Genomic DNA, 26,268 nt, shown 5'->3' with positions numbered 1-26,268 from the left:
ATGCGCGGCTCCGGAGGTGTGGCAGAGTGGTTGAATGCACCGGTCTTGAAAACCGGCGAAGGGGTAACCCTTCCGTGAGTTCGAATCTCACCGCCTCCGCCAGATCATCATCCCCCATTTATCCGAATCGGTCGGATTCAATCGGCAAAACGCCCATCCAGCAAGCCTTTCCGAGATTTATTTCAAGCGCATTCCATCTGAATCGATTGCCTGAAGTCTGAAAAGATCGTAAATTCTTTGGCGGGTCGGTTGGTGGGTAGATTTTCGCCGGCTCAATGCGCCCCGCCCGGTGGGCGGCCCATCCGGTTGATTCAAAAACCCAGATGCCCCGAAAGGCGAAAGAATTGGGTCCGCTAGCCGTCTCGCGGCTGTCGACCCCAGGCACTCACGCCGTTGGCCATGTGGCTGGTCTCGCACTACAGATCACGCCCACGGGTGCGCGCTCGTGGGTATTGCGCGTCATGGTCGGCAATCGTCGCAGAGAGATCGGCCTCGGCGCCTACCCCAGCGTCTCGTTGAAGGAAGCACACGAAAAGGCGCAGGCGACGCGCGACGAGATCGCCTCAGGCATAGACCCTGTACTGGCTCGAAAGGAGGCGGCAAGCCGTCTGCGAGCCAGTCAGGCGCTCGAAGTGACGTTCGAGGATGCAGCGAAGCGGTTCATTAAGGCCAAGGCGCCCGAGTGGAAGAACGCGAAGCACGGCGACCAATGGCGCAATACGCTCGCCGAGTACGCCTACCCCAAAATCGGAAACCTGATGGTGCGGCATATCACGCGCTCGCACGTCACGGAAGTGCTGGAGCCAATCTGGACGACGAAGACGGAAACAGCATCACGCCTCCGCGGCCGCGTCGAAGCCATTCTCGATTGGGCCCGCGTTAAGGGCTACCGCGACGACGGCATCAATCCGGCCGCGTGGCGCGGAAACCTCGACAAACTGCTGCCGGCGCCGAAGAAGACCAAGCGCGTGCGCAATCACCCCGCTCTGCCGATCGACCAGATGGGCGCCTTCATGGTGACGCTGCGTGCCACCGATGGCGTGAGCGCGCGATGTCTCGAATTCACGATCCTGACGGCGGCTCGCTCCGGCGAGTCGCGCGGCGCGCGCTGGAGTGAGATCGACTTGGAGCGCGGCATATGGGCGGTGCCGCCGGAGAGGATGAAGGCGAAGAAAGAGCATCGTGTCCCGCTCTCGCCGGCCGCCGTCGAGTTGCTGACGGCGATCGAACGCAATGAAAAGCAGGATCTCGTGTTTCCGAGCCCGCGGACGGGCGGTGTGTTGAGCGATATGTCGATGCTGGAATTAATGCGCCGCCAAGACCTCCACGCCACGCCGCACGGATTCCGCTCGACGTTTCGGGACTGGGCAGGCGAGCACACGAACTATCCGCGCGAGCTGGCAGAGGTTGCACTGGCCCATATCAAGGGCGATGCGACGGAAGCTGCTTACTGGCGCGGCGACGTATTGGAAAAGCGCCGCAGGATGATGGCCGACTGGGCCGAATTCCTTGCCGTGGCACGCGAGCGCAGCGAAGCGACGCCGAGCGACACGGCGGCATGACAGTTTTCACGCACCTAGTGCTGCAAAGCGTCATCGGGGCCCCTATCCTTCTGATGCGATTCCCCGATGGGGTGTTGCCACAAGGCGAACGACAATGGCAAAGAAGCTGACCAGCAGTGAGCTGCCGTCCGGTTTTTCGGTTGAGAAATATCTCTTCACGAAGCAGCTCGACGCTGCGGGATGGGCAAATGCGCTCGTTTTGCGCGTCGGATGCAAGGGCCAAATTACGATAGCGGACGAGTATGCCAAATACCGCAACCATGCCCTGCACGTTACCCAGTTGCTAATTGATGCACCGATGGCTGATATGTTGGATGGATGGCGCCCTTCAATCCACGATGAGTTCGCAAAATCAACCGTTTCCGACTATTCCGCGATGGAATTCCTGGACCTAGCGACGCATCTCGACAAGTCAGTCGCAGCGCAGCCATTCTTGCAGCGGTACGAACTCGCGGGGAAGTCTCCCTATCGAGATGGGGAGTACAACCCCGAGGCTGATGCGGCTCGTGACCTGCTCTCAAATACACCGCACTGGAACTTATTCGGTATTCCACCGTCTTCGCGTAGCGCTGTTGCAGCCATAGATCTCGATGCACCAGACGATGTTCTCGTAGCAGACTTTCGCCAGTGGCTCACTACTGCGCGCCGCAACCGTGAAATTCCCGCTTCGGTCGACGCGTTTGACTCGTCCGACTTTCTGAAATGGGCCGAGATGCGCGTACTTGCCTATCTCGATCTCTCGCTTTGGGCCGCTGCTAGGGGAGTGAAGATCCCCCTTCCGATAATGGGACGTGCGCTCTTCCCCGATGAATTTGCAATAGGGCTTGAAGATCGCGTACGAAAAGTGATCGCCCGCGACGCGCGAAAATTGCTCGATAGCCGAACAATCAGGGCATTGCGCCTCCAATCCCAGAATCCGGATCGATAATCTCGATTTTCCGATCCGGATTCATCCACGCTCAAAGCTATTCCGGACTTCGATTCTGCTCTTAGCGTTACTCGCGCACGTCTGAGATCGCTTATTTAATACGCACCGACCCGCCCAATTCCGGGCGCTTCCAAGTCGACGCGATGAAAAAGTCAGATACTCAGGCCCTTCAAAATTTCGACCGCCTACCGAACGCTGCTGGTGTCAGCGATGCGGTCGTCGCCGCTCTATGCGGCTGCAACGTCTCTACGGTTTGGGACCGCGCCAAGCGTGGCGACCTCCCGAAACCGATCAAGATAGGCGGTTCGACCCGATGGAATGTCGGCGAGCTCCGCAAATGCCTCATGCCAGAGGGCGCGTAATGAAAAAAGAAAACGCCCGACCCAGCAAAGCCGAATCGAGCGCCGTCGAACAGCGCCAGTTTACCCGGAAGTCTGGGAAGCAGTCACACGACCAGTTCTTTCTCCTCGGGGGCATCTGATGAGCCATCTGACCGAATTTCTCGATCTCCGCCGTTCCGACTCGGAGCGGCTGCGCGTCACGGTCGGCGAGTATCGCGGTCGTACGCTCGTGGATCTGCGCGTGTGGTATTCGACCGAATCGGGTGAATGGAGGCCTGGGCGCGCCGGCGTATCGATTCGCCCCGAGCAGGTCGGCGAACTCATGCAAGCTCTTCGGCTCGCCGCCCAGGCTGCCGATCCGAAGGGGGCGAACTGATGGGGATGATTGAGCATGCCTACTTGACGCATAGGGCTTTTGGTCCTATCTTACGCCTTAGCGGTTGCGTAAATGCGCGACCCACTACAGCCGAGAGGATCCGAAAGATGATGCACCCGTTCCGGGAGGCTTCTGGCCGCCCTATCTCCCATGCGATATATCCCACCGACTCCCAGCGACCTGGAGCAGTTGAAGCAAGCCCTCAAGTTGAGCAGTGCTCAGATGGCGGATCTGTTCGGCGTACAGGGCGGCCGACAGTGGCGCAAATACACGGGGGGGGAAACACCGCGCGAAATCAGTCCGCACATCCTGTTCTTCGCGATGGCTCGACTCGAGCTCGATGCGGACACGATCGAACGAATCTTGAACCGGATGCGCGCCATGGGCGCAACGATCGAGCTCGGCGGCGAATAGTCTCCAGCGCCGCTCTCGCCGAAGACCTTACCTTCATCGTCCGTGAAGCGCTGCGCGCCGCCGCGCTCGCGCCGACGTATATCGACGCCCTCGATATCTGCGGGGCTGCTCTGCGCAGCATCATCGAACTCTCTCACGAAAAAATCGACCGTCCCACAACGGTTGCACTCACACATCAGCGCGAATGCCTGATCAGCGCGCTCCGTGCGACTGAGATGTTTCGATCGACGCTCACCACGGGCACTTTCGAATACGAGACAGCCAGCGCACGAGTCGTTCGATTGAACGCTGAGTTGCTCAAGCTTGATACGCAAGTCCAGCAGCTGGCGGAGGTGCGCCTTGGCTGATACGCGCACGCTCACGACCATCGGCCAAGACGTCGAGGAATTCAGCCCGACACTTCGCGGTCTGTCGATCAGACCGGGGTTGCCTATCTTCGGCGCCATTTCGGATGCGTCGTGCCATCTCGGCGAGGCGCTCAGCGTGTTGAGCGAAATCGCGGCCGGTAACCCCGACATTGGAATTTATGCCGTCCTCACCGCCGCGGCGGTCGCCAAGGCACTGATCGATTCTGCTGCAGGCGCCATCGAACTGGCGGATCGGGAGGCGACCCATGATTAACGGGTTCCCCCGCTTTGTCCGCGCCGGACGTCATGCAGCCGAGCTCTGGCTGTCAGGAGCGCCGCTTTCTTTGGGCGAGTTCCGTGACTTGCGGTACCGCAACCTGATCGCGGGTATTGCCCAGATGCCCGGGGACGAACAGCGCCACGAAGCGTTCAACGACGCCTTCGCGCGCCGCGTCGCCGAAGCCATTGCGAATGCGGAGGTGCGTCATGGCTAAGCGTGCAATCGCCCCTATCGAGTTCCAGAGGTTTGGACTTTCCGCTCGCGCGATCAATGGTGACGTGGAAGTCACAAGAACAATGGTATGCGAATCGCCGGCCAGTGCGTGTGCAACGCAGGCGGATAAGTTGCTTGCCCTGACGACCCTCATGTTCATGGATGGTTTCACGGGACTCAACGAGGAGTTGAGGGACCCCCTGATGCTTCTAGTTAACGATCTGGTCAATAGCGTCGCCAATCTGGCGCACTTGGCAGTCGAAGCCAGCGCGGAGAACCTTCATGTCTGATGCGACAAACAAAAAGATCATGCTCGCCGGCGTGGTCAACGACCAAGCCGTGGCGTGGACGGGTTTCCGGCGCGTACTCGCTGTCTTCAACGCGATCGAGCGCCTGACCACGGATGCCGACTCGACAACCGCGGCCTTGGCCAAGGTCGGTGCTGATATCGCGGAAGAGTTCGCCAGCGCTGCGGAGGCAGCTGGAGATGACTATGCTCGATTGCTCGAGAAGGCAGGAGGGCCGCGTCGTGGGTGAGCGCATTTCATTTCCTGAAATCGAGAGTTTCTCTACCTTCGGGCTTTCCCCGATACTTCCGGAATCCAGCATGGATCGCATGAAAGCACTCGCACTCGGGCTGACCGAGGTGCTGCGGATATTGAAGAACAACGAGGTCAAAGCGGAAGAGTTTCAGACGGGATCCGCTACCGATGGCGCCGAACCGCCGTTCGGCGCATACACAGTTGATGTATTGCTCGGGCTTGGAGTCGAGATTTCCGCCGTAATAGCCAGCGAAATTGAGTTCATGTCTGAACGAGCGTTTCGGCGTTCCCCAAGCACTGAGCACTCCTCATCATCTACGGAGGGGGAATGAGTGCTGTAATGGACGAGCGTGCCGAGGTCGAGGCCGCATTGCAATGCATTCCGCCGTCCGTACCACGCGAGGTCTGGTGGCGCATCGCGGCCGCTCTGAAGCACGCGCTTGGCGACGACGGTTGGTCGATGTTTCTGCGCTGGAGCATCGGCGCCGACAGTTTCGACGAGGCGTCCGCGCGTGACACGTGGAAGTCGCTCAGCGCCAACAAAGGAATCACCCTCGGCACTTTATTCGCTATCGCACGCGAGCACGGCTATGAACGCACTACGCCCCGCGTTGTCGTCGACCGTGTGGAACTCCAGAAGCGGCGATCCGTCCGCGAGCAACAGGCTAAGGCGGAGGCAGAGAAACGATTGCTTGACGGCCGGAAGGCGGCCACCACTGCGGCGGCAGTCATCTCGAAGGCCGCGCCTGCTGGCGCTGATCACCCGTACCTTGAGAGAAAGGGTATTGCGCCGGCCGGTCCGCTTTATGAGATGTCGGTGCGAAACCTCTCGAAATTGATTGGCTACTCACCGGCGACGAGCGGTGAGCGGCTGTGCGGCCGCATCCTGATCGTGCCCGTGTACGTGGACGGCCAACTTTCGACAATCGAGATGATCGATGAAGTGGGCCGGAAGACTGCATTGTATGGAGGCGTCAAGTTGGCCGGGTACTGGAGTGCGGCGCCGCTGGAACGCGCGACCCGCATCCTGATCGCCGAGGGCGTCGCGACGGCGTTGTCAGCTTATACGTGCACCGGCGTGCCGACGGTAGCGGCACTTACGTGCTTCAACCTGCGCCACGTCGCCGTCGTGTTGGCGCGAGCGCATCCAAGCGCTGCGCTGACCGTCCTGTCGGACATCGGCAATGGCGCCGACGACGCACGCAAGGCGGCAGATGCAGTTGGCGCGGCGCTTGCCGTTCCCAACTTCGGCGCTGAGCCGGCTGAAGACCAGACCGATTTCAACGATTTGCACCACACCGCCGGGGCTTCGGCAGTCCGTCAGCAGATCGAAAGCGCCCAGCAGCTCGGTTTCCCTAGCCTTGAAGATCGTCCCTGCTACCGCGTCTACGAGACCGGTCTGGAAATCGGCGGCCGCACTGCGAAGCCCGGCGTGTACTGGCATGGCTCCAAAGCCGAAAAGAACGACGCGCCGCCCGTGCCGATCGATAAATGGGTCTCGACGCCCCTCCGCGTGCTCGCCACGACCAGCAACGGCGAGGATGCGGAATACGGACGGCTGCTCGAGATTCGCTCACCCGCCGGTAAATGGAAGAAGTGGGCCATGCCGATGTCGATGCTCGCAGGCGATGGCAGCGAGGCCCGTAGCGTGTTGCTCAGCGAAGGGCTCACGTTTGATCTGGGCGACAGAAATGCCGTGCTTCGGTACGTTGCGGCGCAGGTGCCGGCAACGCGTATGCGGGCCGCAAGCGTGACCGGCTGGAGCGGAGATGCGTTCGTGCTACCGCATACGGTGATCGGCGCCAATGACATCTGGTTTCAGGCGTCAGGCCGCACCGCGCCCTACGCAACGGCGGGCACTTTCGAAGGCTGGAAGGATCTGGCGGCACTCGCGCTCGGCAATCCGCTTCTGATGCTGGCCATATCCGCAGCGATGGCCGGGCCACTGCTCGGCCCTCTCAATATCGACGGCGCCGGCGCGCACATATATGGCGACTCGTCGACTGGGAAAACAACGGCGGAGACCGCGGCTGTCAGTGTCTGGGGTGGTCCGCAGTTCAAGCGCACGTGGCGTGCAACGGCAAACGGCCTAGAAGGCGCCGGCACGCTCCATTCTGACACGCTGCTAGCGCTTGATGAACTGGGCGAAATCGATCCGAAAAGCCTCTATGAGGCCGCGTATGCGCTCATCAATGGCACTGGCAAGACGCGTGCGAACCGGCACGGCGAGGCACGGCAGGCGGCTCGCTGGCGAGTCTTCCTTCTCTCCACGGGCGAACTCACGATCGCGGCACGGATGAGCGCCGGCGGATTCGAAGCAAAGGCCGGACAGGAGCTTCGCATTCTCGATGTGCCGGTGCAGGGTCGGCACGGCCTCTTCGAAGAGTTGCACGGTCGCGCCTCCGGCAGTGCGCTCTCAGATGAAATCCGCAATCAGTCTGCCCAGCACTACGGCCATGCCGGCCCGATGTTCGTTGAGGCGCTGGTAAAGGCGCTCCGCGGCGGCCTTGCGCTGTCCGACGAACTGCAGGCGATCACGAATCAGCTTGGCGCCGCAGAAGGCCAGGAGCGCCGCGCGGCGCGCACATTCGCACTATGTGCGCTCGCCGGCGAATTGGCAACGCGATGGTCCGTGGTGCGTTGGGATAGTGGCTTTTCGACGCAAGCGGCCGCGCATGCCTTCAACCTTTGGCGAAAGCGGCGCGGCAGCAATGGCGAAAGCGCAGAGCACGCGTCGATCCTTCGCACAGTCTCGGACTTCATCGACCGACACGCTGACAGCCGCTTTTCGAACATCGAAGGGAGTGCCGATGTCATTCGCGAGCGTGCCGGGTACTGGAAGTCAGACGGCGGCCGGCGCCTGTTTCTGTTCACGTCCGGCGGCTTGCGCGAGGCAATCAAGGGGCACGACCTCGAGAGAACACTGAAAGCGCTCGAAACAGCCGGAGCTATCGCAGCGACCGATCCGGGAAGGCGCTCGAAGACCACCAGAACGCCAGACGGGCGAACTCCGCGCCTGTATCACCTCGACCCGGACAAGCTTGCTTCGGAGCATTTTTGAAGCTGGCATGTGATTTTAAAGTGGCAACATCGGCAACACAGGCAACAAGCCCATCAGGAAAGGATTTGATCTGTTGCCAGATCAGGCAACTAGCGGCAACAGTAGGCAACACCAGCAGGAAAAGCGCCATTTCCGTCGCCGTTGCCTCTGTTGCCTGCACGTGCGCCTCGCGGCAACGACGGCAAGCCCCGCCCTACAAGGCCGTTGCCGTAGTTGCCGCTGTTGCCTGCCGCCATACGCATGTGCGGGCGTCAGCATCGAAGGAGAGAAGACACAAATGAACCTCTACATACCCCGATTCAATGACCACCGTCCGTCTGCGGCCCCTACCGGCGAGGGGATGCCGGATGACCGCAAGGGAGCACCGAAGCATGCGGATGGCGGTCCATATTTGCCATGGGAAACCTGTGTCGATCCGGAGCGGTTGGCAGTCATGCAGCGCGAGTTATTCGCCGCGGTCGAAGAACTCGCGCGCCTCGAGCGCTGGCCCGATGCCCATTTCGATCATGTGGCGTACTGCCTGGAGCGACAGCCGAACAGCACGCTCCGCTCGGATCTTGTCCACTTCCTAGAGCGTTTGCGCGTCACTTGCGCCGAAGAGACCGGGCGGCTGGCGGCGGGCCTGCGGCCATAGAAGTACGGCCGGTAGCTCATCCAGTCACGCACCGTGTTACTTTCGTCACGGTGCGTGACAGCAGGCGGCCACGTCATCCGAGTCACGACCGACGAAAACATAGACCAGCGGATCAACCACCATGGCTCGTCGCAAGAATTCTCCTGAGGCAGTGCAAGGCAGCAAAGGCGAATACTACTTCCCGCCGGTTGATCGGTCTCTTACCGATCACGAGGTGTTCAGCCTTGTTGGCGAACTTCGTGCTGATCGAGGTTCCCCGGAACAAGCTCGCGCACTCATTGCGCAGTTCGTCCTCGCCTCGTACTCGCCGATCGGACCATCGAATGAGCTTCTGGTTTTCGTGCGGGATGCCCTCGCCGAGTACCTCGAAACAGGAAAGTCTCTCGAATCAGCCTTCCGCCTGAAAAAGGGCCGGCGTGGACGCCCTCGCGCGGCAGAGAAGAAGCACCTGGAATATGCGACCGAATTCCTGCGGAGAAGAGTTGTGCTCGGAGAGTCGTTCGACACCGCGGCAGAGAATACCGCCGAAAGCTGTCACACGAGCCGTACGGTCGTTTGCGATGCGTTCGCTGAACATGGAGTCAAAGCGCTGAACGCATTGCAGGACACCAAAATTGGCGGCATCGACATTCAAGACGCCGAACAGCGGGGGCGCCTCGCCGCGATCTTTGATTGGCTGAAGGCGCCGTCCGACGGTCGCGTTAGCCGCTAAATTTCGTCAGCAGGAACTGCTCGACGTATCCCAAGATACTCCCAACCTCGGACTCACCAAGCTTTTCCCATTCAGCATGCATCGCCGCATTGCGAAGCTTCGGCATCGTGTCGAGCAACGACTTCTGTGCGCCTGAAACTAGACCTGCACCCTTCAACGCATTCACGACGTTCTGCATATCCCTGCCGTCAACATCCAGACCGTTCGCAATAGCAAACCTCTTCAAAGCGTCCTCCAGCGCGGCGCTGGCGAGCACGGCGGCTACATGTTTGTGCCCCTCCGTCAGCGACTGGCGCGCGAGACCGACGAAATCGCCAAACACCTCTCCCGATACTCTCAATTCAACATCGAAAACGAAGCCACCCTCGAAATCCTCTTTTGCAGATGCGAAGACGGCATGCAAGCCGCCAATCTCGTCCTCTCGTTCATTAGTTTTGGCGTACAGGTGAGAAAAATTCTTGTAATGAGGAGACCCTTCGCCGAACGCTGCTTTGATTAGATTCTGTGCGCTTGTCGCCCACTTGCGCCAGAAGCCGTTCGGAACGTAACGACCGCTATACGGTGAATCTTTGAATGGCATGGACTTGTACATGTCATGCAGTTCGGCAAAGCGTTGAGCAAAGGTCTCTTTGAGAGTCATGGTTGGCCGCCGCGGTAAGTCCGGGAAATTGTTCTGATTTGTCCGTAGTGATTATGCGGGAAAGCCTGTGCAAAGTGCGTCCATCGAAGCCCAAACCGGTGATTTTGATGACAACGCAGGCAAAAACTCGACAGCAAGCACTAGCGGCGTGGAACGACCTTCCGGATATCGCCGTGGTTCGCCTGCCGGTCGTAGCAGCCCTACTCTCGTGCGCTCCGCGGACTGTGCGGCGCCGGGTCGACGCTGGCGTAATTCCCAAGCCGCACAAACAAGGCGGCGTCCTCGTCTGGCGCGTCGGCGATCTCCGTCGCGCCCTCGCGTAAGTGGTCGCTCATGGCATTCGACCGCGCCGCGTTCGCGCTCGCTGCAAAACACCACGCCAAGAAGACTGCGCACGCGCCACTGCCCTCGCGTATCTTCGCTCCCCTCTCGCCATGGGCGCACCTGATTGGGCCGCATGGCCTTTCGCTGCGCGCGGCGCGCAAGACGCGCGTGGCGGCCGAGAAAATCAACCGAAAAGTTTTGGCGGCCATCGCCCGGTTCACGCGAATCGCAGCACGCCCCGAATCGGTGCCGAAGCCATTCAACTTCGCTGATGCGCTTGCCGTCACCGTACCGTCTGCCTCCGAGCTGGAGCATGTGCAAGGCCGCGAACGCTCGCGCTGCAAGCGGATCATGGAGCACGGCGCGGCGCACGACCAGACCTCAATAGCGGTTCATCTTGCGTTCGAGAGTGGAATGTCGTCGCGCGCCGCAATCGAATTGCTCGACTCCCTGCGAAGTGTTCAGTGCATCGTCACGGCCTATCGCGATCGACGCACAAGCAGCGCTTCGACGTCGCCCTTCCTCTCTCATGGCGAAGCGGCCACTCAAATCGTCACCGCTGGCCGAAAAGCGCGCGGCGAAAAGTAACCCCACCAGGAGAAATCATGACGCTCAACGTCAACCCCGTTATCGGAGAGAACCAGGAGCAGCCCGGAATCTGGGCTTCGGCCTACATTCCGGACCAGCTGATCGCAGGAAATCTGAAGCTCGTCACTTCGTCAATCATCCTCGCGACCGGCACGTTGCCGCGCGGTTCGGTGCTCGGCCTGTCGACCACGAACAATGTCATAGCTGTCGCCGGCGCAAGCAACACTGGCAATGGCACCGTCAGCTCTGTGACATCAGGTGCCGGCGCCCTGTTCGGTACGTATCAGCTGACGGCGACGAGCGCGACGGAATTCTCTGTCACCGATCCGGAAGGCAATACCCTGCCGCAAGCAACGGTCGGCTCGACGTATTCCGACGAGGGCATCGGCTTCACGATCGCTGCCGGCACGACGGCCTTCGTTGCGGGGGATTCGTTCGCACTCGCGGTCGAGGAAACGGCTGGCACGTACAACCTGTCTGTCGCGACGGCAACGGATGGCAGCCAGGTACCGTCGGCGATTCTCGCCGACTATGCCGACGCCAGTGCGGGCCCTGTCACAACCGCCGTCTATCTGATGGGCGAATTCAATCAGAACGCCATCAACTATGACCCCTCCTGGAATCTTGGCTCGCTGAAATTCGCCCTGAGCAAATCCCAAATTTTCATTAAATCGGTCGTGTCGGCGGCCGACCCGACCTAACATAAAAGGCTACCCATGAACGACGTGAAATCCCTGAGCAAGAAGCTCGACGGCGCCCGCTTGGCCCTGCAACGAGTCGGCACCGAATTGCAGCAGGTACGCGAGACCGCTGGTAGCGCCGAACAGCACGAAAGCAAACTCGCTGACCTGCTTACGGAGCGCCAGACAATTCTCGTGCGTGCCTTGGTCGCAAAAAAAACGGCCGACACGGCGAAGATCGACAGCGACATTGCCACGGCTGAAGCGCAACTGGCAGCCGTCTCTGTCGCCCGCGATGCTCTGCCGATCTATGAACAAGCCGTACAACAGGCACGAGAGGACGTAGCTGCTATCGAGTTGCAGCGCCGGGAGGCGGTCGAAGCACACATCGTTGCACGCCACGACGCTGCGCAGGAGCGCTACCTGCAGGCGATTGCCTCTATGGAGTCTGCAGTGGAGGAAATGGTAGGCGCGCACGCGGCATGGGAATTGATGTGCCGAAACGGCAACGCCAGCGAATTCCCCTGCCGCGGTCGCAAGGTACTTGAGGATCTGCGTAGTGAGGGCTTGCGTGTTCCGTGGAATCTCTCACGGCTGAAAGATCCTGCGGTTGCCGCACAGTACACCGACAACTTCCGCAACTTCTGGTATGTGCCAGCGTGGGCTGACAGCAAAAGCATTGGCTTCGGTGATAGCACGGCAGCGAAGCTCGTTAATGACGCACGCGATGCCGGGCATGACTGCCGGGAATACGTTGGCGCCAAAGCGCCCGTCCCGGACCCCATGGTGATGGTTCGAGTAAACCGCGGAACGATCAGCACAAGCGAAATAAGGCTGGACCCGCTGACTCACGGAGTAGCGCAGCGCCGCTCGCTGCAGCACGGGCCATACTCCGACGTTGAGCTGCCCGAGAAGTTTGCTCGACAACTTGCCGCATCCGGTGTTGTTGTGATCCACGGAGAAGGGCCGCTGCCAGAGCGCTCCGTCAGGCTCAAAGAGGAGCCGTTGCGTGTCGAAATGAAACCGCAGAACCCTCACGGGCCTATTCACCGCCGCCAGTCAATGACTGCCAACTACAGCGGTTTTTATGGTGAAGACTACGGCCTGAGCAATTACCCGGACTGATGTAGGGAGGGCATGAATATGACTCGAATTGTCGTGTTGCCCAGGCATGAGGTGCGTATGGCCGGGCAGGAGCGCATCTACTACCCCGGTGAAATGCTCGATGTGGACGCGTTCACGGCGGCGGGACTGGTCCGTGCAGGCTTCGCCGAAGAGTGCGCCGGGGATGCCTGCGGCAGCGATACCGATCCGATCGATTAACGCAAGGGCCCCAGCTGAAGGTGGGCAGAAACGTCAGCAGCCGCGTGACGAAATGTAAGTGGCGGGTCTCTCCGGCGCCCAGCTCCGCCGGCCCTGTCCACAACGGGCACGCGACACTCTTTCCCTATCTTCAAGGAAATTCGCCATGGATGGAAAATTCTTTCCAGCAGTTCTCCTTGCCGAGTTCGCGAGCGACCATGACTGGATCGATAGTCTCGGCATTAGCGCACCCCTCGCCGAAATCATGCTCAATGGCCTCGACGAATCTTCGGATGGCTGGATCGCCTATCGAGGCTTTCTCGAAAGCTTCCACGATCTCAAGCCCTCCGATCCCGTTCTGGTGCTCGCCCGTACGTCCGGCGGCAATATTTTTATGTACGCAGGGATGTACGGCATTCTCGTCAACTCACGCGAAGAGGCTCTGCACCAGACTGGCCTCGCACTCGCCAGCGTCCATGATCCCGACACCGAAGAGCCCATGACGCTCAACGCATTTGCGTGGCGCCAACCTCACACGGTGCTGCAATGATCAAGCTCGACGTCAAAATCGACACGAAGGGCGTCGCGCGGGCACTGGATGCCCTTGTGCGCAAGCAACTGCCATTCGCTACTGCGATGGCTGTCAACGACACTGTTCGCCAGGCGAAGGCCGACGTGCAGCAGGAAATGCGCAAGGTGTTCGAGGGGCCGGTGCCGCGGACGATCAACAGCGTCCGGATCAAGACCGGTACGAAAGCGAATCCTGAGGCCACCATCTGGATCGACGATGAGCCGAACAAGGGGATCCCACCGGCGCGTTACCTTTCCGCCGAAATCGAGGGAGGTGTGCGTCGCAGCAAGCGCTTCGAGAAGGCGCTGCAGTCTCGGGGCCTAATGCCGCGCGGAATGTATGCGGTGCCGGCTTCGGGATGCCCAAGGGATGGCAACGGAAACATCCCCGGAAGCTTCATCGTGCAGCTGCTGAGTTATCTGCAGGCGTTCGGCGAGCAGGGTTATCGCGCGAACATGTCCGACAAAGGCATGCGACGTCTCCACAAGATTGGCCGCACCGCGCAAGGCTACAAGACCATCGGCGGCGTGGCGTATTTCGTGGCGAACCGTCGCGGCCGCACCGCCCATCTCGCCCGTGGAATCTATCGGAAAACAGGTACGCACGGTGTTTCTGTCATGCCGGTGATCCTGTTTGTCCGTGCGTCGAGCTACAGCGTGCGGTTACCGTTCGAGAGGATCGTCGAGAAGAGCGTGCGGAAGAACTTCGACGCGAACATGCGCCGCCGGCTCGACAGGGCGATCGCAACAGCAAAATGAGCGTTCACCTCTTTCGTGTCGGTAAGATCTGGCATTACCGCTTCCAGATCAACGGCGTGCGCGTGAGCAGGTCGACGCGCGAGACGGTCAAGCGGGAGGCCGAAACGATTGCCGAGCGCGCGTACCGGAAAGCCCGCATGTGGGCGCGCGGTGACGAGCCGGTGCCGACGCTGCGCGAACTGGCGGGCCAATGGCTCGACGCGCATGAAGCGATCGTCAGCCGGTCCTACATCAAGAACGTCGCGACGTTCCGCCGGCTGCACCTGTACGGACTCGCCGACGTCATGGTGGATGAACTCGCGACGTCGCTCGTCGAAACAGCCCTGCTCGAGCATCGGCGCACGCATGCGTCAGCATCCGTCAATCACTGGCTGAAGATTCTCAAGGTCGTCTGCAAATGGGCTGTCCGACGCAAGGTAATGCCGGATATTCCGTGGTCGGTAAAGTTGCTGAAGGTGCAGAAGAAGCCGCGCGCGACGCTACCCGTCTCGCGCGCAACCGACTGGCTTGCGGCCGTTGACGACTACGCGCGCGAGCGGCCGGCCCTCTCCATCGCCGTGCGCCTGATGTTCGGGCTCGGGCTGCGTGAGTCCGAGGTCATCACGGCCCGCTGGGAATGGGTCGACTCGGATCGTATGACCTACACGCCCGGCATTACCAAAGGCCGCGAAGCCGATCCAATCCCCATGCCGGACTGGCTGCTTGAATACCTGCAACCGGGACGGCAGGCCGCCGGCCTGATTGTCCATCACGGTGGCCAGCCGTGTGCGGCGGGTTTCCTTCGGTCGGCTATGCGAGCCGCCAACGCCGCCTGCGAGATCAAGGGGCTCACCCCGCACCGCCTGCGCGGCACGTTCGCGACTCTGCTCAGCGAGAACGGCCTACCGATCCAGACGATCCAGCGCGTCATGCGGCACAAGGACCCGATGACGACGATGCGCTACCTCGAATCCAACCTCGCCGCTGCAGCGACGGTACAGGCATCAATCGCACGCATCACTGGCCTGCAATCCGATAACCAGATTTCAAATGTTAGTAACCGTAGTGGCGAGAAAGTGGCTAACGATACCCCGCAAACCCTTATGGAATAAGGCACACATGACAATCAAGAGTTGTCTGCAACGAAACTCGCGGTCCGTCGCCGTCGGGTCGCGGACCATGCATAACTCATTGATTTCAAAACGAAGCCGAGTAGTTAGCCATGGGTGTACGCCGGCGGCGTGGGCCCTCCGAGGATGGTCGAGGCGAGCCGTCGACCCGGACGGGTCCCTTTTGGAGGGTGAACCGATAAGGGCAATTCGAGCCGCGAGGCTCGTCTAGCTACAGAGTTTTTGAGTTTGGTTGACAGATGCTCACGTTTTTAAGCTATAGGAGAAATCTATGAAGCTTGTATCCCAGTCAGAATTCGCGCGGATGTGCGGTGTCTCGCGCCAGGCGGTCCTCAAGTGGAAAGCCGCTGGAAGTCTTGTCCTGCAAGGGACTCAGGTCGATGTCGACGCGACGGACGAGTACATGCAGCGATATCACAAGGGCGGCTCGCCGCTGCGTCGTCAACCGGTTGACACGATTGGTGCGGTTGACAGTCAGTTGACAACGAGGGGCGCGGTTGACAGAACGCCGGAGAATTTTGCGACTGTGCGGCGTCTCTCGGATCTGGACGGCACAGTGAGCTTCGACTTTTCTCACGACGGCCAGCGGCGACGAGTGGGCGGCGCGGCTCGCTCGCTGGGATTTGAGCTGCGATTCCAAGGCGATGACATTGAGCTCTGGCGCAACGGCCAGCCTCACTTCGTCAGCGTGGGCGACGGATTCGAGGTCAATGCATATTGTGCGCTCGAGATGCTGCGATGGTGGCTTGACGAGGATCCGATCGTAGAAGACAGCGACGACCCGATGACGCTGCTCGCGCGTCCCTTTGGAACCTCAGAGACAACCGACATCTGCTGCAACGACTCGCCGTCATTCGCCTCCCAACCGGAATAATAGAATTTGGAATTTCACTTGGACCGCTCCGGCACCATTGCGCTGCCGGAGCGGTCAACCCGGTTCGTCTTGCCCGCATTTGGAACGCGAGCAAACCAAATTCGCCACCCAATACCAAGTTTCCACACGGACAGATGAATACCGTTTTTCTTCTACTAGCGCAGTACGGCGCGACCGCGGTTATTCCGATCGACGCCGTTTGCCGGGACTATTTCGCTCCGCTCACTCTCCCGAGTCTACGGCGGAAGATCGCTACGGGCGATATTGATTTGCCACTCGTACGTATGGAAGCAGGCTCGCAAAAGAGTGCCCAAGGCGTTCACGTTCAGGACTTGGCGAACTACATTGACGCTCGTCGAGCCGCGGCACTCAAAGAGTGCGAACAGCTTCGCACTGCCGCATCACCTGATTTCGCCCCCGCGCGGCGTCGCGCCGGCGCGAGGTGGGAAGGATGACAATGAAACCACTCTTCCTGGATCTGGAAAGCGTGACTTATGTGATTGCCCTCGCGCCGGCCACGGTGCAGAAGCTCGTGCGCGAGAACCGATTCCCCAAGCCGCGCCAACTCTCCGACAGGCGCGTTGCATGGCTGACGCGTGAGGTCGAGGAATGGGCCGAATCGCGACCGATATCCGATCTATTGCCGCCGCCAAACACAGGGCACTCGAACCGACGGCGCGCGAAACCTCAGAATCCGTCCATGAACGCTCGCCATAACGACGCCCCCTTTTTGGCACAGACATTACGCACGTAACAGATCACGTGCGAAAAGCCCGCAAACCGGCGCCTATATTGCCGTATCCGCGTCACAACGGAAATGCGAGCCTCCGCTGCGAAATTGTCGCCAGTCGGCAAAAGCCCAAGAGCGGCGGGGATTCGCGGGCGTTTCAATGTGAAACATGTAGCGAGTCGGGTGCGCCTTTATCTGTGTCGGCGGCATCTTAGGCTCGGACCAGCCAATTGAGAGCACGTGGATCAAGCCCCCCCGTCGTAACGGCATCATCAATCGTCGGTGGTAAAGCTCAATGCGGCTCTGAGGGAATCGGCGGCACTACTAGAAACAAGCGAGGCAGAGTCCTTTGATAAAAGCCATCCGACAACGGAATCGATATCGTCCGGCAGCGGCGCGCTGTCACGCGCGCGCGACTTAGCCAACCAGCTTGTTCGGCCGCTGGCCAACTGAATTAGCGCAATCCCGTGGGCCTGCGCTACCTCGATAGCGCCGGACTGAAAACCCGACGTCGAGAAGATCATGCCCTTGTGTGCGCCCGTCGATTGCAGTTTTGCGATTAGGGTTTGCACAACCTCGCGCTTCACTTTGACGTTATAGCGCTTGCATTCAATGAGAACGACAAATTGAGCGCCTCCAAACGCTGAGAAACGTGCGACTACGTCAATTTCATATTGCCCATCTGAACCGGTCATGACCTCTTGATGCGAAGAGTGGTAGTCGACCAGCTCGTGCCCAGCGGCGGCGTCCACCCAAGCGCGAACCGTCCGCTCGTACTCGATCGGAGACATCGGCGGTACTGGTACCGTTTCATCGATAAGCGTCATACATTCCCCCCTTGTGCCTTAGCGATTCAGCCAAATTGCGTAGAGTTTGGTCAATATCTTCGCTAGCGCACGCGAGATGGGGCCGCCGGAACCTTCGATCTCTATTGAGACACGGCTATCACCCTCAATGATGGATCGTAGGTACTCATAGTTCGCCTGGCACTCGAACCTCGTCATTCTGGACGGTGTCGGCGGATCAGCATCAAGATCAAAGTCCTTGAGGGTTATTGCGTGCGCCTTCCCGCATACGCACTGATGCTGCATAGGTGCCCCTGCCTGCTCCATCAGATCTATCTGACGGAGGACCCGCTGTCGCTGTTGGCTACTCATTCTTCCCTCGCCTAGCCGATCTTTGATTGATTTGATGCAGCGAGCAACCAATCACGAAAGTGTGATTTCGTACCACGAGCTACTCACCGTGCGGCGGATCGTAGCGTTTCCGATGCGTTCAGACAATCTAAGCCTATTTTGCCGAACCAGCTTTTGCCTACCTTAGCCATCGGTGGCACCTGCGGCTGCTGTCCTAGCGCAGTTCCGAGAGTTAACTTTTGGTGGGTTCTTTGGCGGGTAGAAATAAATAAATCCACACAACGCCCTACAGAAAAGGATTCATGGCGGACACCGCCTCCGCCAGACACTAAAGCAAAAACCCCGCAAATTCAGATATTTGCGGGGTTTTTGCTTTTCCAGCCCATCATCGCGCACAAACTCGCCGCCTTCCTGCGCGTTTCAGACATCTGCGCGTCCTGTACCGGTGCCGCGACAGTCCGCCAGAATCCGCTCATTCATGTTTCTCCACGCGGTTGCGGCAGACTCGCGATTTTCGCCCGGCCAGTACCTCGCAACACGAAATTAATGACAGGCCCCTGGCCGATGCGATACCCCACGACGTCGCACGTCGTGGTCCGACACGCCCGCCTCTTCCACGAGCGTCATCTGCCAGTCCTCTTCCCCGTTACGCACGGCGAATCGACCCGCCTTCGCAACTTCGTGGCCATGCAAGTCTTTGTACGCAATCGTGCAAGTCCCCAAAATTTCGACTGCGTACGCTTCGTATCGAGCGGTGCAGCACGGCGTACATGGGGTCGCCGTCCACGCGCGCCACACTGGACAGGAGTTCCGGGATGCTGACCTCGATCATCGCAACCATGCGCCGGTGGCGCGCACTGGCCGCCGCCGCGGCGTGCCTGCTGGCAATCGTCTTGCCCGAGCACGCGCATGCGGCCTCGGCTGCCGTACCCGCCGAATGCAAGGCATTGCAGGCGAAATATCCGCAGTTCAAGGGCAAGACGCTGACCAACGCGATCAACCCGCACACGCCGGGCTACGAAGCGCTCGACCCGAACGATCCAGGCAAGTACGTCGGCTTCGACATCGACCTCGGTGAAACGATCGGCTCGTGCCTCGGCTTTACGATGGCCTACAAGCCGGTGACGTTCGCCGCACTGCTCACCACGCTGCAAAGCGGGCAGGCCGACATCGTCATCTCCGATATCTATGCGACGGAAGACCGGGCGAAGGCGGCCGACTTCATCACCTACTCGAAGGTGTTCGACGGCGTGCTCGTCGCGAAGGGCAATCCGAAGAAGATCAGCGGCATCAACGCATCGCTGTGCGGCACGACGGCGGCGGAAAACACCGGCTACGTGGAGGTGCCGCTGATCCAGGCGCTCGCGCCCACGTGCAAGGCGCAGGGCAAGCCCGAAGCAGCCGTGCAGCTATACGACAACAACGCGAACTGCATTCAGGCGATTCTCGCGGGCCGCGCCGACACCTACATCAACGACGTGAACACGGTCGATCAGGCAGTGAAGGCGTATCCGGATAAGCTCGAAAAGGCGACCGCGGTGACGCTGCCGTACTTCGTCGGCATCGGTGTGCCGAAGGACAAGCCGGAGTTCCGCACCGCTGTGATGGCAGCGCTGGTCGCAATCCAGAAAGCCGGCACCGAGAAGGAACTGCTGAAGAAGTGGTCGCTGGGCGTCGAAAACGAAGCGCCGCCGCAGTTGATCGTCTCGAAGTAAGCGATATCGACGGGACACGCGCTCGCGATGGAACTCTTCCTGCATTACCTGACGCTGCCCTATCTGCTGAAGGGCATCGGCTTCACGATTGCGGTCACGGTACTGGGACTGGCCGGCGGCCTCGTAGTCGGACTGGTGCTCGCAGCGATGCAACTGTCGCGCGTCGGCCCGCTCGCCGCCATCGCACGCGCCTATACGGTGATTTTTCGCGGTACCCCGCTGATTCTGCAACTCGTGTTCGCGTACGATGCGCTGCCGCACATCGGGCTGAAGCTGTCGGCAATCGGCGCGGCGGGTCTCGCGCTGGCCGCGAACGAAGGGCCGTTCATCGCCGAGATCCTGCGGGCAGGCGTGCTCGGCGTGGAACGCGGCCAGGTGCTCGCGGGTCAGGCGCTCGGCATGGGGCCGCTCGTGCTGATGCACCGGATCATCGCACCGCAGGCAATCCGTTCGATCGTGCCTGCGCTCGGCAACGAGTCGGTCAGCGCGCTGAAGAACTCGTCGCTGGCGTCGGTGATCGCGGTCGACGAGCTGACCCTGCGCAGCACGCAGCTTGCTTCATCGACGTTCGACTTCTTCTCGATCTTCTTCTCGTCCGGGCTGATGTATCTGGTGCTGACCGGCCTGATTGCAGCGCTGCAGCTCGCCGCCGAGCGGGCGCTGGATCTCGATCGCGGTGCGGCGGCGGTCAACGCTCATAGTGGACGCTCGCGCTGGCTACCGTGGCGGCGCGGCGCAGTCGTGCCGGTCAGCGGGGCACCGGAGCCAGCCGCCACCCAGGCCGATATCGCCGCGACGCTCGACACGCCTGAGCCGCCGCCGCGTCGCCTCGTGCGCAGCGAAGAAGATCGCGCGGCACGCTACGCGTCGTTCGCGACGCTACGCCCGGCAGTGCAAGTGAGCGGCCTCGGGAAACGCTACGGCGCGCAGATCGTGCTCGCCGGCTTCGATCTATCGGTACGCACGGGCGAAGTCGTCGTCGTGCTGGGTCCGAGTGGCTCGGGCAAGAGCACGCTGCTGCGGTGTATCAACCATCTCGAGTCGTGGGACGAAGGCAGGATCCGCATCGACGACAAGCGCATCGGCTATCGCATTGACGGCAATCTGATGACCCCAGGCGAGCTCGCCGCCGAACGCGCGAGCGCCGGTGTCGGCATGGTGTTCCAGCACTTCAACCTGTTCGCCCACCTGAGCGCGCTGGAGAACGTCGCGGGGCCGCTGCGCTGGGTGCATGGCGTCGAGCGCGCCGAAGCGGACCGCCGTGCGCGCGCGCTGCTGGCGCGCGTCGGTTTGAGCCATCGCGCGAACGCCTTGCCGCGCCATCTGTCGGGCGGCCAGCAACAGCGCGTCGCGATCGCGCGCGCGCTCGCGCCGAATCCGCGCGTGCTGTTGCTCGACGAACCCACGTCCGCACTCGACCCCGAACTGGTAGGCGAAGTGCTCGATGTGATCCAGCGGCTCGCGATCGAAGACGGACTGACGATGATCATCTCCACGCATCAGTTGCGCTTCGCCGATCAGGTGGCGGATCGCGTCGTATTCATGAGCGGCGGCAAGGTCGTCGAGGAAGGACCCGCTCACGCGATGCTCACGGCGCCGCAGCATCCTTTGACACGGCGATTCCTGTCGGTGATGGGCGCCGACAGTCGTCTCGAACTCGCGTCGTAGCACGAACTCATCACTGGAAAGGTGCACATTTCATGAAGCATCACACGCTTGCCGTATCGCCGGACACCGTGCACTGGGGCTACTTCAGCAAGGCCGTTGCACCGGCCCTCACGCTGCGTTCGGGCGACCGCGCGACCATCGAAACGCTCACGCATCATGCCAACGACGACCACGAGCGCATGATCGCGGGCGACCCCGGCGCGGAAAGCGTGTTCCACTGGACGCGCGAACACAAGGCAGTGCCCCGTCGCGGCGCGGGACCGGAGGCCGGCCCGTTCAAACTCGGCTCGGGCGAAGGCGTGGGCGTGCACCTGCTGACCGGCCCGATCGTGATCGAAAACGCCGAACCAGGAGACGTGCTCGAAGTGCGGATTCTCGACGTACGCCCTCGCCCGAGCTGCAACGCCTGCTATCGGGGTCGCTGCTTCGGGTCGAATGTCGCGGCGTCGTGGGGCTTCCAGTATCACGATCTGATCGAGGAACCGAAGCCGCGCGAAGTCGTGACGATTTTCGAACTGGACACCCGCGGCGAGCCGTATGCGCGCGCCGTGTACAACTATGTGTGGACGCCGCAGACCGATCCCGATGGCGTGGTACATCCGACGATCGACTATCCTGGCGTGCGCGTCGATCATACGCTCGTGAAAAAGCGCGAATCGGTGTTGCCCAACGTGAAGGTGCCGGCGCGCCTGCACTTTGGCACGATGGGTGTCGCGCCCGCCGAGTCCGAGTTCGTCAGCTCGATTCCGCCGAGCTATACCGGCGGCAATATCGACGACTGGCGCGTCGGCAAGGGCGCGCGCATGTATTACCCGGTGGCGGTGGAAGGCGCGTACTTCTCGGTGGGCGATCCGCACGCCGCGCAGGGCGACAGCGAACTGGGCGGCACAGCGATCGAAACGTCGCTCACCGGAGACTTCGAGTTCGTTCTCCACAAGGCGGCCGATCTGGGCGGCACGATACTCGAAGGCCTCACGCATCCGATGCTCGAAACCGACGAGCAATGGTCCATGTACGGCTTCACGTTCCCCAACTACCTCGCCGAACTGGGACCGAACGCGCAACTCGAAGTCGCTCGACATGCCAGCCTCGACAAGGCCATGCGCGACGCTTTCCGCAAGCTGCGCCGGTTTCTGATGACGGTCCACAAAATGAGCGAGGACGAGGCGATTGCGCTGATGTCGGTCGCCGCGGACTTCGGCGTGACGCAGGTCGTGGACGGCAACTGGGGTGTGCACGGCTCGATTCGCAAGTCGATGTTCGGCGCATAAGCGCCGTGGATTGCACGCCCGCACGCCACAATGGTGCGCGCGTGCCTCGACGGCGTGCATGCACCGCAACCCGCCGTGCCGTGTGCGGCGTATGCAGATTGCGCCGTCCCGCTGATGCGATTGCGATGACGCAATGGTGGCGCAAAGCTTGCTTTGCGTTCTCCCCGACGACACAGAACGCATACGCACAGGCGCGTGCGACGTGACGGGGACCGCGTTGGACCAGCTACGTTTTACGACCGAGTCGTATCCAGAAGCCGAACGGCCTCGCGCGTGGCGCGAGGCGTTGGCGCGTCTTGGGCTGGGAATGGCGGCAACGCGCGACCGGCATGGTCTGCGTGGCACGCTGAAAACGCGGACCTCGATCGGCGGTTACGAACTGACGCTCGTGACATCCGTTGCGCAAACCGTCGAACTGAACGTGCATGCGTGCGACAGCCTCTTTGTGATGCTGAGTCTCGAAGGTACAGCTGCGTTGCAGACGGATCGTGGAGCGCTGCCGCTTGCCGTTCACGACCTCGTCTATCTGCCGTCGCGCGAACGTGCTTCGGCGACCTTCGAAACGGATTTTCGCGCGTTCGTCGTGCGGGTGCCGCGTGCGGCGGCGGGCGCGCGCCTGCTTGCGCCCGCCTCGTTGCGATTTGGGCGCATCGCGGGCAACAGCGGAATCGGCCATGTCTTCGCGGGCTTTCTTGCGTCGATCGCCGAAAGCCTCGACACGCTCGCCATCAGCGAATTGCGTCCGCTCGAACTCGCGCTCGCGGAGTTTCTGGTGGCAAGTCATCCGTCGCATCAGGGCGATGAGAGTTTGAGTGCGCTGACGCCCGCCCAATCGGCGATCTTCGTGCGGATCTGCCGGGAGATCGATGCGCGTCTCGGCACACCCGATCTCAGCCTCGCGACGATCGCGCGCGAAGAGCGTGTGTCAGCGCGCTACCTGCAGAAACTGTTCGAAACTGTCGGGCAAAGCTTCTCCTCCTATCTCCGGCTGCGACGGCTCGAACGCTGCCGGGCCGAACTGGTGGATCCGCTGTACGAGAAGATGTCGATTTCCGACATCTGCTTTCGCTGGGGATTCAACGATCCCGCGCACTTCAGCCGCACATTCCGCGAGCAGTATCAGACGACGCCACGCGCGTTTCGCCATGAAGCCAGCCTCGAACGCGCGCGCAGTCTGGTACGCGCGGTGTCGCGCGGGTTGCCGCTCAATGCGACGCTCCCTGCTCGCAGCGGCGCGGTTTTGCCCGAAGCGGTAGTGTCCGGCGCATCGTATGCGGACGACGAGGCCGGCGCGCTCGAAGCTGCGCAGCCACGTACGCGTCGCACGGCGGCACGTGGCCGGTCGCGTCATCACTTGCTGCGTGTGAACGCAAATACCGTGCACTGGGGCTACTTCTCGCACGATCTGAAACCCGTACTCGAAGTGAACAGCGGCGACACGGTAACGATCGAAACGCTCACGCAACATGCCGCGGACGACTGGTCGCGCATGATCGCCGGCGATCCGGGCGCGGAGAGCGTGTTCCACTGGACCGACGAGCGCAAGAACGTCAATCGCCGCGGCGCCGGACCGATCGACGCGTCGATCTACGGACGCGGTGCGGGCGAAGGCTTCGGCGTGCATATCTGCACCGGGCCGGTCGCCGTGCGTGGCGCCGAGCCCGGCGACGTTCTCGAAGTCCGCATTCTCGACGTGCATCCGCGCCGCTGCGCAAATCCTCATTTCGAGGGCAAGGTGTTCGGCAGCAACGCCGCCGCATGGTGGGGCTTCCACTATCGCGAGCTGTTGACCGAACCGAAGCCGCGCGAAGTCGTGACGATCTATGAACTCGACGAGGAAGACCGTTCGCGCACGTTCGCGCGCGCGGTCTATAACTACCGCTGGACGCCGCAGCGGGATCCGTTCGGTGTCGTGCACGAGACGATCGACTATCCGGGCGTGCCCGTCGATCATGCGACGGTGAAAAAACAATTCGGCATCCTCAAGGATGTGCGCATTCCGGTGCGGCCGCATTTTGGGCTGATCGCGGTCGCGCCGCAGCAGAACGGACTCATCGATTCGATTCCGCCGTCCGCGTTCGGCGGGAATCTGGACAACTGGCGCGTGGCGCGCGGCGCAAGCGTGTTTCTGCCGGTTGGCGTGGCGGGCGCATTGCTGTCGGTCGGCGATCCGCACGCCTCGCAAGGCGATTCTGAGTTGTGCGGAACCGCCATCGAATGTTCGCTGACCGGCGACTTCCAGTTGATTCTCCATAAGCAGGATGCGCTGGAAGGCAAGCCGTATGCGGATCTCTCATACCCGCTTGTCGAAACCGCCGACGAATGGGTGCTGCACGGGTTCAGCCACGCGAATTACCTCGCGGAATTCGGTTCGCAGGCACAAAGCAAGGTGTACGAAAAGTCGACGCTCGATCAGGCGATGCGCGACGCGTTCATCAAAACGCGACGCTTCCTGATGACCACCAAGGGCCTTACCGAAGACGAAGCGATCTCGCTGATTTCAGTGGCCATCGACTTCGGCATCACGCAGGTGGTGGACGGCAACTGGGGGGTGCATGCAATCGTGCGCAAGGAACTGTTCGAGTGACCGTCGCGCGACTCGCGGACCCGACAAACAGGCCGCGACGCATCGGTCGCGGCCACGCCAGGGCTACTGCCGGAATTTGCTCATGGAAACAACCATCGAGCGCCGCGCGCTTGAAGGATCATGCTCCCCCGTCCTCCGTAAAAGCCTTGAAACGTTTTGCCGATGACGCGAGCTTGTCGGAGAGTGCATGTATCGCAGTCCCGAAATTGGCCCTGTGCAACATGCAACTGTCCTTGAATCAGCGAGTGGCGCCCCCACGACGAAGGGCGACGAAGTCGATTTCGACGAGTGCGTCGTAAGCAAGGCCGGTCACGCCGACGCAGGTACGTGCAGGCAGTCGGCCGGGTTCGAAATAGCCTTGATAAGCCGCGTTGAAGGCGGCGTAGTCTTCGCGGAACCGCGTAAGATACGCGCGCGCGACCACCACGTCGCCGAAATCGAGACCGAGTCCCGCGAGAACGGTGCGCAGGTTGGCCATCACGTTGGCGGTCTGAGCTTCAATCCCTTCGGGCAGCACGCCGGGCGTGCCGGGACTGTCGGGCATCTGCCCCGTCACAAACACGAAGCCGTCGGCTTCCGTCGCGTGGCTGAAAGGCGCAACCGGAGTGGGACCGCCGGCGATCATGTGAAAGGCAATACGGGTTTGAGACATCGACGAACTCCAGAGGGGACGACGCGTTCCTCTTGCAAGCTCTATGCCAAAGCGACGCACTGGAGTCGGGAGATCGGAGCCTGGCTCGAACAAGCGCCAGTCTTCATCATCCGGCACCCCCGCCGGCACAATAACGAGACGCAGATCGTTCGACATTAAATCGTTGCGCCGCCCAACTCGCTCGCGACTACGCGCTCGACTCTGGCTGGGCCGGACGTCACCAGTAGGGCGTGCATGCTCTCCGCTGTGCGGT

At 61.2% G+C, this 26,268-nt stretch carries 29 protein-coding genes, 1 tRNA gene and 1 pseudogene; 27 read left to right on the top strand and 4 right to left on the bottom strand.

Annotated elements, in window-relative coordinates; translation table 11 throughout:
- Window positions 1–12 precede the first annotated feature (12 nt).
- From BFE01S_RS18230 to BFE01S_RS18160, 13 genes are all read left to right on the top strand, one after another.
- Window positions 13–102: transfer RNA gene (locus tag BFE01S_RS18230), tRNA-Ser, on the top strand.
- Window positions 103–323: 221 nt separating this feature from the next.
- Window positions 324–1,562, top strand: a complete 1,239-nt coding sequence (locus BFE01S_RS39230; RefSeq protein WP_042337923.1) for a tyrosine-type recombinase/integrase — start codon at window positions 324–326, stop codon at window positions 1,560–1,562.
- Between the two features lie 94 nt (window positions 1,563–1,656).
- On the top strand, window positions 1,657–2,490 hold the full coding sequence (locus BFE01S_RS18220; protein WP_028226734.1) for a DUF6387 family protein: 834 nt from the start codon (window positions 1,657–1,659) through the stop codon (window positions 2,488–2,490).
- A 480-nt stretch (window positions 2,491–2,970) separates the two neighbouring features.
- Window positions 2,971–3,207 carry a transcriptional coactivator p15/PC4 family protein gene (locus BFE01S_RS18210; protein WP_028226733.1) on the top strand — a complete coding sequence of 79 codons (237 nt, stop codon included), beginning with the start codon at window positions 2,971–2,973 and terminating at the stop codon, window positions 3,205–3,207.
- A gap of 150 nt (window positions 3,208–3,357) precedes the next feature.
- Window positions 3,358–3,621, top strand: coding sequence for a hypothetical protein (locus BFE01S_RS18205; RefSeq protein WP_028226732.1), 264 nt, complete (start codon window positions 3,358–3,360; stop codon window positions 3,619–3,621).
- Between the two features lie 339 nt (window positions 3,622–3,960).
- Window positions 3,961–4,242 carry a hypothetical protein gene (locus tag BFE01S_RS18195; protein ID WP_028226731.1) on the top strand — a complete coding sequence of 94 codons (282 nt, stop codon included), beginning with the start codon at window positions 3,961–3,963 and terminating at the stop codon, window positions 4,240–4,242.
- Window positions 4,235–4,462 (top strand): hypothetical protein, encoded by a 228-nt coding sequence (locus BFE01S_RS44395; protein WP_156967066.1) that lies wholly within the window; start codon window positions 4,235–4,237, stop codon window positions 4,460–4,462. Before BFE01S_RS18195 ends, BFE01S_RS44395 begins: the two co-directional genes overlap by 8 nt.
- Complete coding sequence (locus tag BFE01S_RS18185; RefSeq protein WP_028226730.1) at window positions 4,455–4,751, top strand: hypothetical protein; 297 nt, start codon at window positions 4,455–4,457, stop codon at window positions 4,749–4,751. The genes BFE01S_RS44395 and BFE01S_RS18185 overlap by 8 nt, the downstream gene beginning before the upstream one ends.
- Window positions 4,744–4,998 carry a hypothetical protein gene (locus BFE01S_RS18180; RefSeq protein WP_028226729.1) on the top strand — a complete coding sequence of 85 codons (255 nt, stop codon included), beginning with the start codon at window positions 4,744–4,746 and terminating at the stop codon, window positions 4,996–4,998. The genes BFE01S_RS18185 and BFE01S_RS18180 overlap by 8 nt, the downstream gene beginning before the upstream one ends.
- Window positions 4,991–5,335: a hypothetical protein gene (locus tag BFE01S_RS18175; RefSeq protein WP_156967065.1), complete on the top strand. Its 345-nt coding sequence runs from the start codon at window positions 4,991–4,993 to the stop codon at window positions 5,333–5,335. The genes BFE01S_RS18180 and BFE01S_RS18175 overlap by 8 nt, the downstream gene beginning before the upstream one ends.
- 8 nt (window positions 5,336–5,343) lie before the next feature.
- On the top strand, window positions 5,344–8,064 hold the full coding sequence (locus BFE01S_RS18170; protein WP_245621136.1) for a DUF927 domain-containing protein: 2,721 nt from the start codon (window positions 5,344–5,346) through the stop codon (window positions 8,062–8,064).
- A 277-nt stretch (window positions 8,065–8,341) separates the two neighbouring features.
- Entirely contained in the window at window positions 8,342–8,698 is a 357-nt protein-coding gene (locus BFE01S_RS39225) for a hypothetical protein (protein WP_052420924.1), read from the top strand.
- 121 nt (window positions 8,699–8,819) lie between these two features.
- Window positions 8,820–9,410 (top strand): hypothetical protein, encoded by a 591-nt coding sequence (locus BFE01S_RS18160; protein ID WP_028226726.1) that lies wholly within the window; start codon window positions 8,820–8,822, stop codon window positions 9,408–9,410.
- Here the strand turns inward: BFE01S_RS18160 and BFE01S_RS18155 are convergent.
- Window positions 9,400–10,050 carry a DUF4145 domain-containing protein gene (locus BFE01S_RS18155; RefSeq protein WP_028226725.1) on the bottom strand — a complete coding sequence of 217 codons (651 nt, stop codon included), beginning with the start codon at window positions 10,048–10,050 and terminating at the stop codon, window positions 9,400–9,402. The two genes, BFE01S_RS18160 and BFE01S_RS18155, sit on opposite strands and share 11 nt — an antisense overlap.
- A 333-nt stretch (window positions 10,051–10,383) precedes the next feature.
- Here BFE01S_RS18155 and BFE01S_RS18145 point away from each other — a divergent pair, with 333 nt between their 5' ends.
- The 10 genes from BFE01S_RS18145 (at window position 10,384) to BFE01S_RS43175 (ending at window position 17,010) form a co-directional block, all read left to right on the top strand.
- Window positions 10,384–10,962, top strand: a complete 579-nt coding sequence (locus BFE01S_RS18145) for a hypothetical protein (RefSeq protein WP_028226724.1) — start codon at window positions 10,384–10,386, stop codon at window positions 10,960–10,962.
- Window positions 10,963–10,979: 17 nt separating this feature from the next.
- Complete coding sequence (locus BFE01S_RS45450) at window positions 10,980–11,663, top strand: head decoration protein (RefSeq protein ID WP_052420923.1); 684 nt, start codon at window positions 10,980–10,982, stop codon at window positions 11,661–11,663.
- A gap of 15 nt (window positions 11,664–11,678) precedes the next feature.
- Window positions 11,679–12,767: a hypothetical protein gene (locus tag BFE01S_RS18130; protein WP_028226723.1), complete on the top strand. Its 1,089-nt coding sequence runs from the start codon at window positions 11,679–11,681 to the stop codon at window positions 12,765–12,767.
- Between the two features lie 18 nt (window positions 12,768–12,785).
- Window positions 12,786–12,965 carry a hypothetical protein gene (locus BFE01S_RS44385; protein ID WP_156967064.1) on the top strand — a complete coding sequence of 60 codons (180 nt, stop codon included), beginning with the start codon at window positions 12,786–12,788 and terminating at the stop codon, window positions 12,963–12,965.
- Window positions 12,966–13,110: 145 nt separating this feature from the next.
- On the top strand, window positions 13,111–13,494 hold the full coding sequence (locus BFE01S_RS18120; RefSeq protein ID WP_028226722.1) for a hypothetical protein: 384 nt from the start codon (window positions 13,111–13,113) through the stop codon (window positions 13,492–13,494).
- On the top strand, window positions 13,491–14,273 hold the full coding sequence (locus tag BFE01S_RS18115; protein ID WP_042337921.1) for a phage tail protein: 783 nt from the start codon (window positions 13,491–13,493) through the stop codon (window positions 14,271–14,273). Before BFE01S_RS18120 ends, BFE01S_RS18115 begins: the two co-directional genes overlap by 4 nt.
- Window positions 14,270–15,364 carry a tyrosine-type recombinase/integrase gene (locus BFE01S_RS39210; protein ID WP_042337920.1) on the top strand — a complete coding sequence of 365 codons (1,095 nt, stop codon included), beginning with the start codon at window positions 14,270–14,272 and terminating at the stop codon, window positions 15,362–15,364. The genes BFE01S_RS18115 and BFE01S_RS39210 overlap by 4 nt, the downstream gene beginning before the upstream one ends.
- 289 nt (window positions 15,365–15,653) lie before the next feature.
- Window positions 15,654–16,256, top strand: coding sequence for a hypothetical protein (locus tag BFE01S_RS45870; protein WP_245621135.1), 603 nt, complete (start codon window positions 15,654–15,656; stop codon window positions 16,254–16,256).
- Between the two features lie 134 nt (window positions 16,257–16,390).
- Complete coding sequence (locus BFE01S_RS43180) at window positions 16,391–16,711, top strand: pyocin activator PrtN family protein (RefSeq protein ID WP_084170032.1); 321 nt, start codon at window positions 16,391–16,393, stop codon at window positions 16,709–16,711.
- A gap of 2 nt (window positions 16,712–16,713) precedes the next feature.
- Complete coding sequence (locus tag BFE01S_RS43175) at window positions 16,714–17,010, top strand: helix-turn-helix transcriptional regulator (protein ID WP_084170030.1); 297 nt, start codon at window positions 16,714–16,716, stop codon at window positions 17,008–17,010.
- A 248-nt stretch (window positions 17,011–17,258) separates the two neighbouring features.
- Here the strand turns inward: BFE01S_RS43175 and BFE01S_RS39200 are convergent, their stop codons facing one another.
- Window positions 17,259–17,813 (bottom strand): restriction endonuclease, encoded by a 555-nt coding sequence (locus BFE01S_RS39200; protein ID WP_084170028.1) that lies wholly within the window; start codon window positions 17,811–17,813, stop codon window positions 17,259–17,261.
- A 659-nt stretch (window positions 17,814–18,472) separates the two neighbouring features.
- Window positions 18,473–18,598 (bottom strand): hypothetical protein, encoded by a 126-nt coding sequence (locus BFE01S_RS46265; RefSeq protein ID WP_281177404.1) that lies wholly within the window; start codon window positions 18,596–18,598, stop codon window positions 18,473–18,475.
- A gap of 339 nt (window positions 18,599–18,937) precedes the next feature.
- On the opposite strand from BFE01S_RS46265, the gene BFE01S_RS18090 reads away from it, so the two are divergent.
- The 4 genes and pseudogenes from BFE01S_RS18090 (at window position 18,938) to BFE01S_RS18075 (ending at window position 25,363) form a co-directional block, all read left to right on the top strand.
- Entirely contained in the window at window positions 18,938–19,837 is a 900-nt protein-coding gene (locus BFE01S_RS18090) for an ABC transporter substrate-binding protein (protein ID WP_028226719.1), read from the top strand.
- A 27-nt stretch (window positions 19,838–19,864) separates the two neighbouring features.
- Window positions 19,865–21,505, top strand: coding sequence for an amino acid ABC transporter permease/ATP-binding protein (locus tag BFE01S_RS18085; protein ID WP_028226718.1), 1,641 nt, complete (start codon window positions 19,865–19,867; stop codon window positions 21,503–21,505).
- A gap of 35 nt (window positions 21,506–21,540) precedes the next feature.
- A pseudogene (locus BFE01S_RS18080) lies at window positions 21,541–22,776 on the top strand (acetamidase/formamidase family protein); the annotation flags it as partial.
- Between the two features lie 217 nt (window positions 22,777–22,993).
- Window positions 22,994–25,363 (top strand): acetamidase/formamidase family protein, encoded by a 2,370-nt coding sequence (locus BFE01S_RS18075; RefSeq protein WP_028226716.1) that lies wholly within the window; start codon window positions 22,994–22,996, stop codon window positions 25,361–25,363.
- A gap of 238 nt (window positions 25,364–25,601) precedes the next feature.
- Here the strand turns inward: BFE01S_RS18075 and BFE01S_RS18070 are convergent, their stop codons facing one another.
- Window positions 25,602–26,015, bottom strand: coding sequence for a RidA family protein (locus BFE01S_RS18070; RefSeq protein WP_156967075.1), 414 nt, complete (start codon window positions 26,013–26,015; stop codon window positions 25,602–25,604).
- Window positions 26,016–26,268: the final 253 nt, after the last annotated feature.

The sequence above is a fragment of the Paraburkholderia ferrariae NBRC 106233 genome, assembly GCF_000685035.1.
Taxonomy (GTDB): domain Bacteria; phylum Pseudomonadota; class Gammaproteobacteria; order Burkholderiales; family Burkholderiaceae; genus Paraburkholderia; species Paraburkholderia ferrariae.
The sequence above is the reverse complement of the archived record's forward strand: the minus strand, read 5'-3'. Positions and strand labels throughout refer to the sequence as shown.

Excerpts from the sequence above, each read along its gene's own strand:
- BFE01S_RS39230 (WP_042337923.1), top strand. The coding sequence starts at position 324 with ATGCCCCGAAAGGCGAAAGAATTGGGTCCGCTAGCCGTCTCGCGGCTG.
- BFE01S_RS18220 (WP_028226734.1), top strand. The coding sequence starts at position 1,657 with ATGGCAAAGAAGCTGACCAGCAGTGAGCTGCCGTCCGGTTTTTCGGTT.
- BFE01S_RS18210 (WP_028226733.1), top strand. The coding sequence starts at position 2,971 with ATGAGCCATCTGACCGAATTTCTCGATCTCCGCCGTTCCGACTCGGAG.
- BFE01S_RS18205 (WP_028226732.1), top strand. The coding sequence starts at position 3,358 with ATGCGATATATCCCACCGACTCCCAGCGACCTGGAGCAGTTGAAGCAA.
- BFE01S_RS44395 (WP_156967066.1), top strand. The coding sequence starts at position 4,235 with ATGATTAACGGGTTCCCCCGCTTTGTCCGCGCCGGACGTCATGCAGCC.
- BFE01S_RS18185 (WP_028226730.1), top strand. The coding sequence starts at position 4,455 with ATGGCTAAGCGTGCAATCGCCCCTATCGAGTTCCAGAGGTTTGGACTT.
- BFE01S_RS18180 (WP_028226729.1), top strand. The coding sequence starts at position 4,744 with ATGTCTGATGCGACAAACAAAAAGATCATGCTCGCCGGCGTGGTCAAC.
- BFE01S_RS18170 (WP_245621136.1), top strand. The coding sequence starts at position 5,344 with ATGGACGAGCGTGCCGAGGTCGAGGCCGCATTGCAATGCATTCCGCCG.
- BFE01S_RS39225 (WP_052420924.1), top strand. The coding sequence starts at position 8,342 with ATGAACCTCTACATACCCCGATTCAATGACCACCGTCCGTCTGCGGCC.
- BFE01S_RS18160 (WP_028226726.1), top strand. The coding sequence starts at position 8,820 with ATGGCTCGTCGCAAGAATTCTCCTGAGGCAGTGCAAGGCAGCAAAGGC.
- BFE01S_RS18155 (WP_028226725.1), bottom strand. The coding sequence starts at position 10,050 with ATGACTCTCAAAGAGACCTTTGCTCAACGCTTTGCCGAACTGCATGAC.
- BFE01S_RS18145 (WP_028226724.1), top strand. The coding sequence starts at position 10,384 with ATGGCATTCGACCGCGCCGCGTTCGCGCTCGCTGCAAAACACCACGCC.
- BFE01S_RS45450 (WP_052420923.1), top strand. The coding sequence starts at position 10,980 with ATGACGCTCAACGTCAACCCCGTTATCGGAGAGAACCAGGAGCAGCCC.
- BFE01S_RS18130 (WP_028226723.1), top strand. The coding sequence starts at position 11,679 with ATGAACGACGTGAAATCCCTGAGCAAGAAGCTCGACGGCGCCCGCTTG.
- BFE01S_RS44385 (WP_156967064.1), top strand. The coding sequence starts at position 12,786 with ATGACTCGAATTGTCGTGTTGCCCAGGCATGAGGTGCGTATGGCCGGG.
- BFE01S_RS18120 (WP_028226722.1), top strand. The coding sequence starts at position 13,111 with ATGGATGGAAAATTCTTTCCAGCAGTTCTCCTTGCCGAGTTCGCGAGC.
- BFE01S_RS18115 (WP_042337921.1), top strand. The coding sequence starts at position 13,491 with ATGATCAAGCTCGACGTCAAAATCGACACGAAGGGCGTCGCGCGGGCA.
- BFE01S_RS39210 (WP_042337920.1), top strand. The coding sequence starts at position 14,270 with ATGAGCGTTCACCTCTTTCGTGTCGGTAAGATCTGGCATTACCGCTTC.
- BFE01S_RS45870 (WP_245621135.1), top strand. The coding sequence starts at position 15,654 with ATGAAGCTTGTATCCCAGTCAGAATTCGCGCGGATGTGCGGTGTCTCG.
- BFE01S_RS43180 (WP_084170032.1), top strand. The coding sequence starts at position 16,391 with ATGAATACCGTTTTTCTTCTACTAGCGCAGTACGGCGCGACCGCGGTT.
- BFE01S_RS43175 (WP_084170030.1), top strand. The coding sequence starts at position 16,714 with ATGAAACCACTCTTCCTGGATCTGGAAAGCGTGACTTATGTGATTGCC.
- BFE01S_RS39200 (WP_084170028.1), bottom strand. The coding sequence starts at position 17,813 with ATGACGCTTATCGATGAAACGGTACCAGTACCGCCGATGTCTCCGATC.
- BFE01S_RS46265 (WP_281177404.1), bottom strand. The coding sequence starts at position 18,598 with ATGAGCGGATTCTGGCGGACTGTCGCGGCACCGGTACAGGACGCGCAG.
- BFE01S_RS18090 (WP_028226719.1), top strand. The coding sequence starts at position 18,938 with ATGCTGACCTCGATCATCGCAACCATGCGCCGGTGGCGCGCACTGGCC.
- BFE01S_RS18085 (WP_028226718.1), top strand. The coding sequence starts at position 19,865 with ATGGAACTCTTCCTGCATTACCTGACGCTGCCCTATCTGCTGAAGGGC.
- BFE01S_RS18070 (WP_156967075.1), bottom strand. The coding sequence starts at position 26,015 with ATGTCTCAAACCCGTATTGCCTTTCACATGATCGCCGGCGGTCCCACT.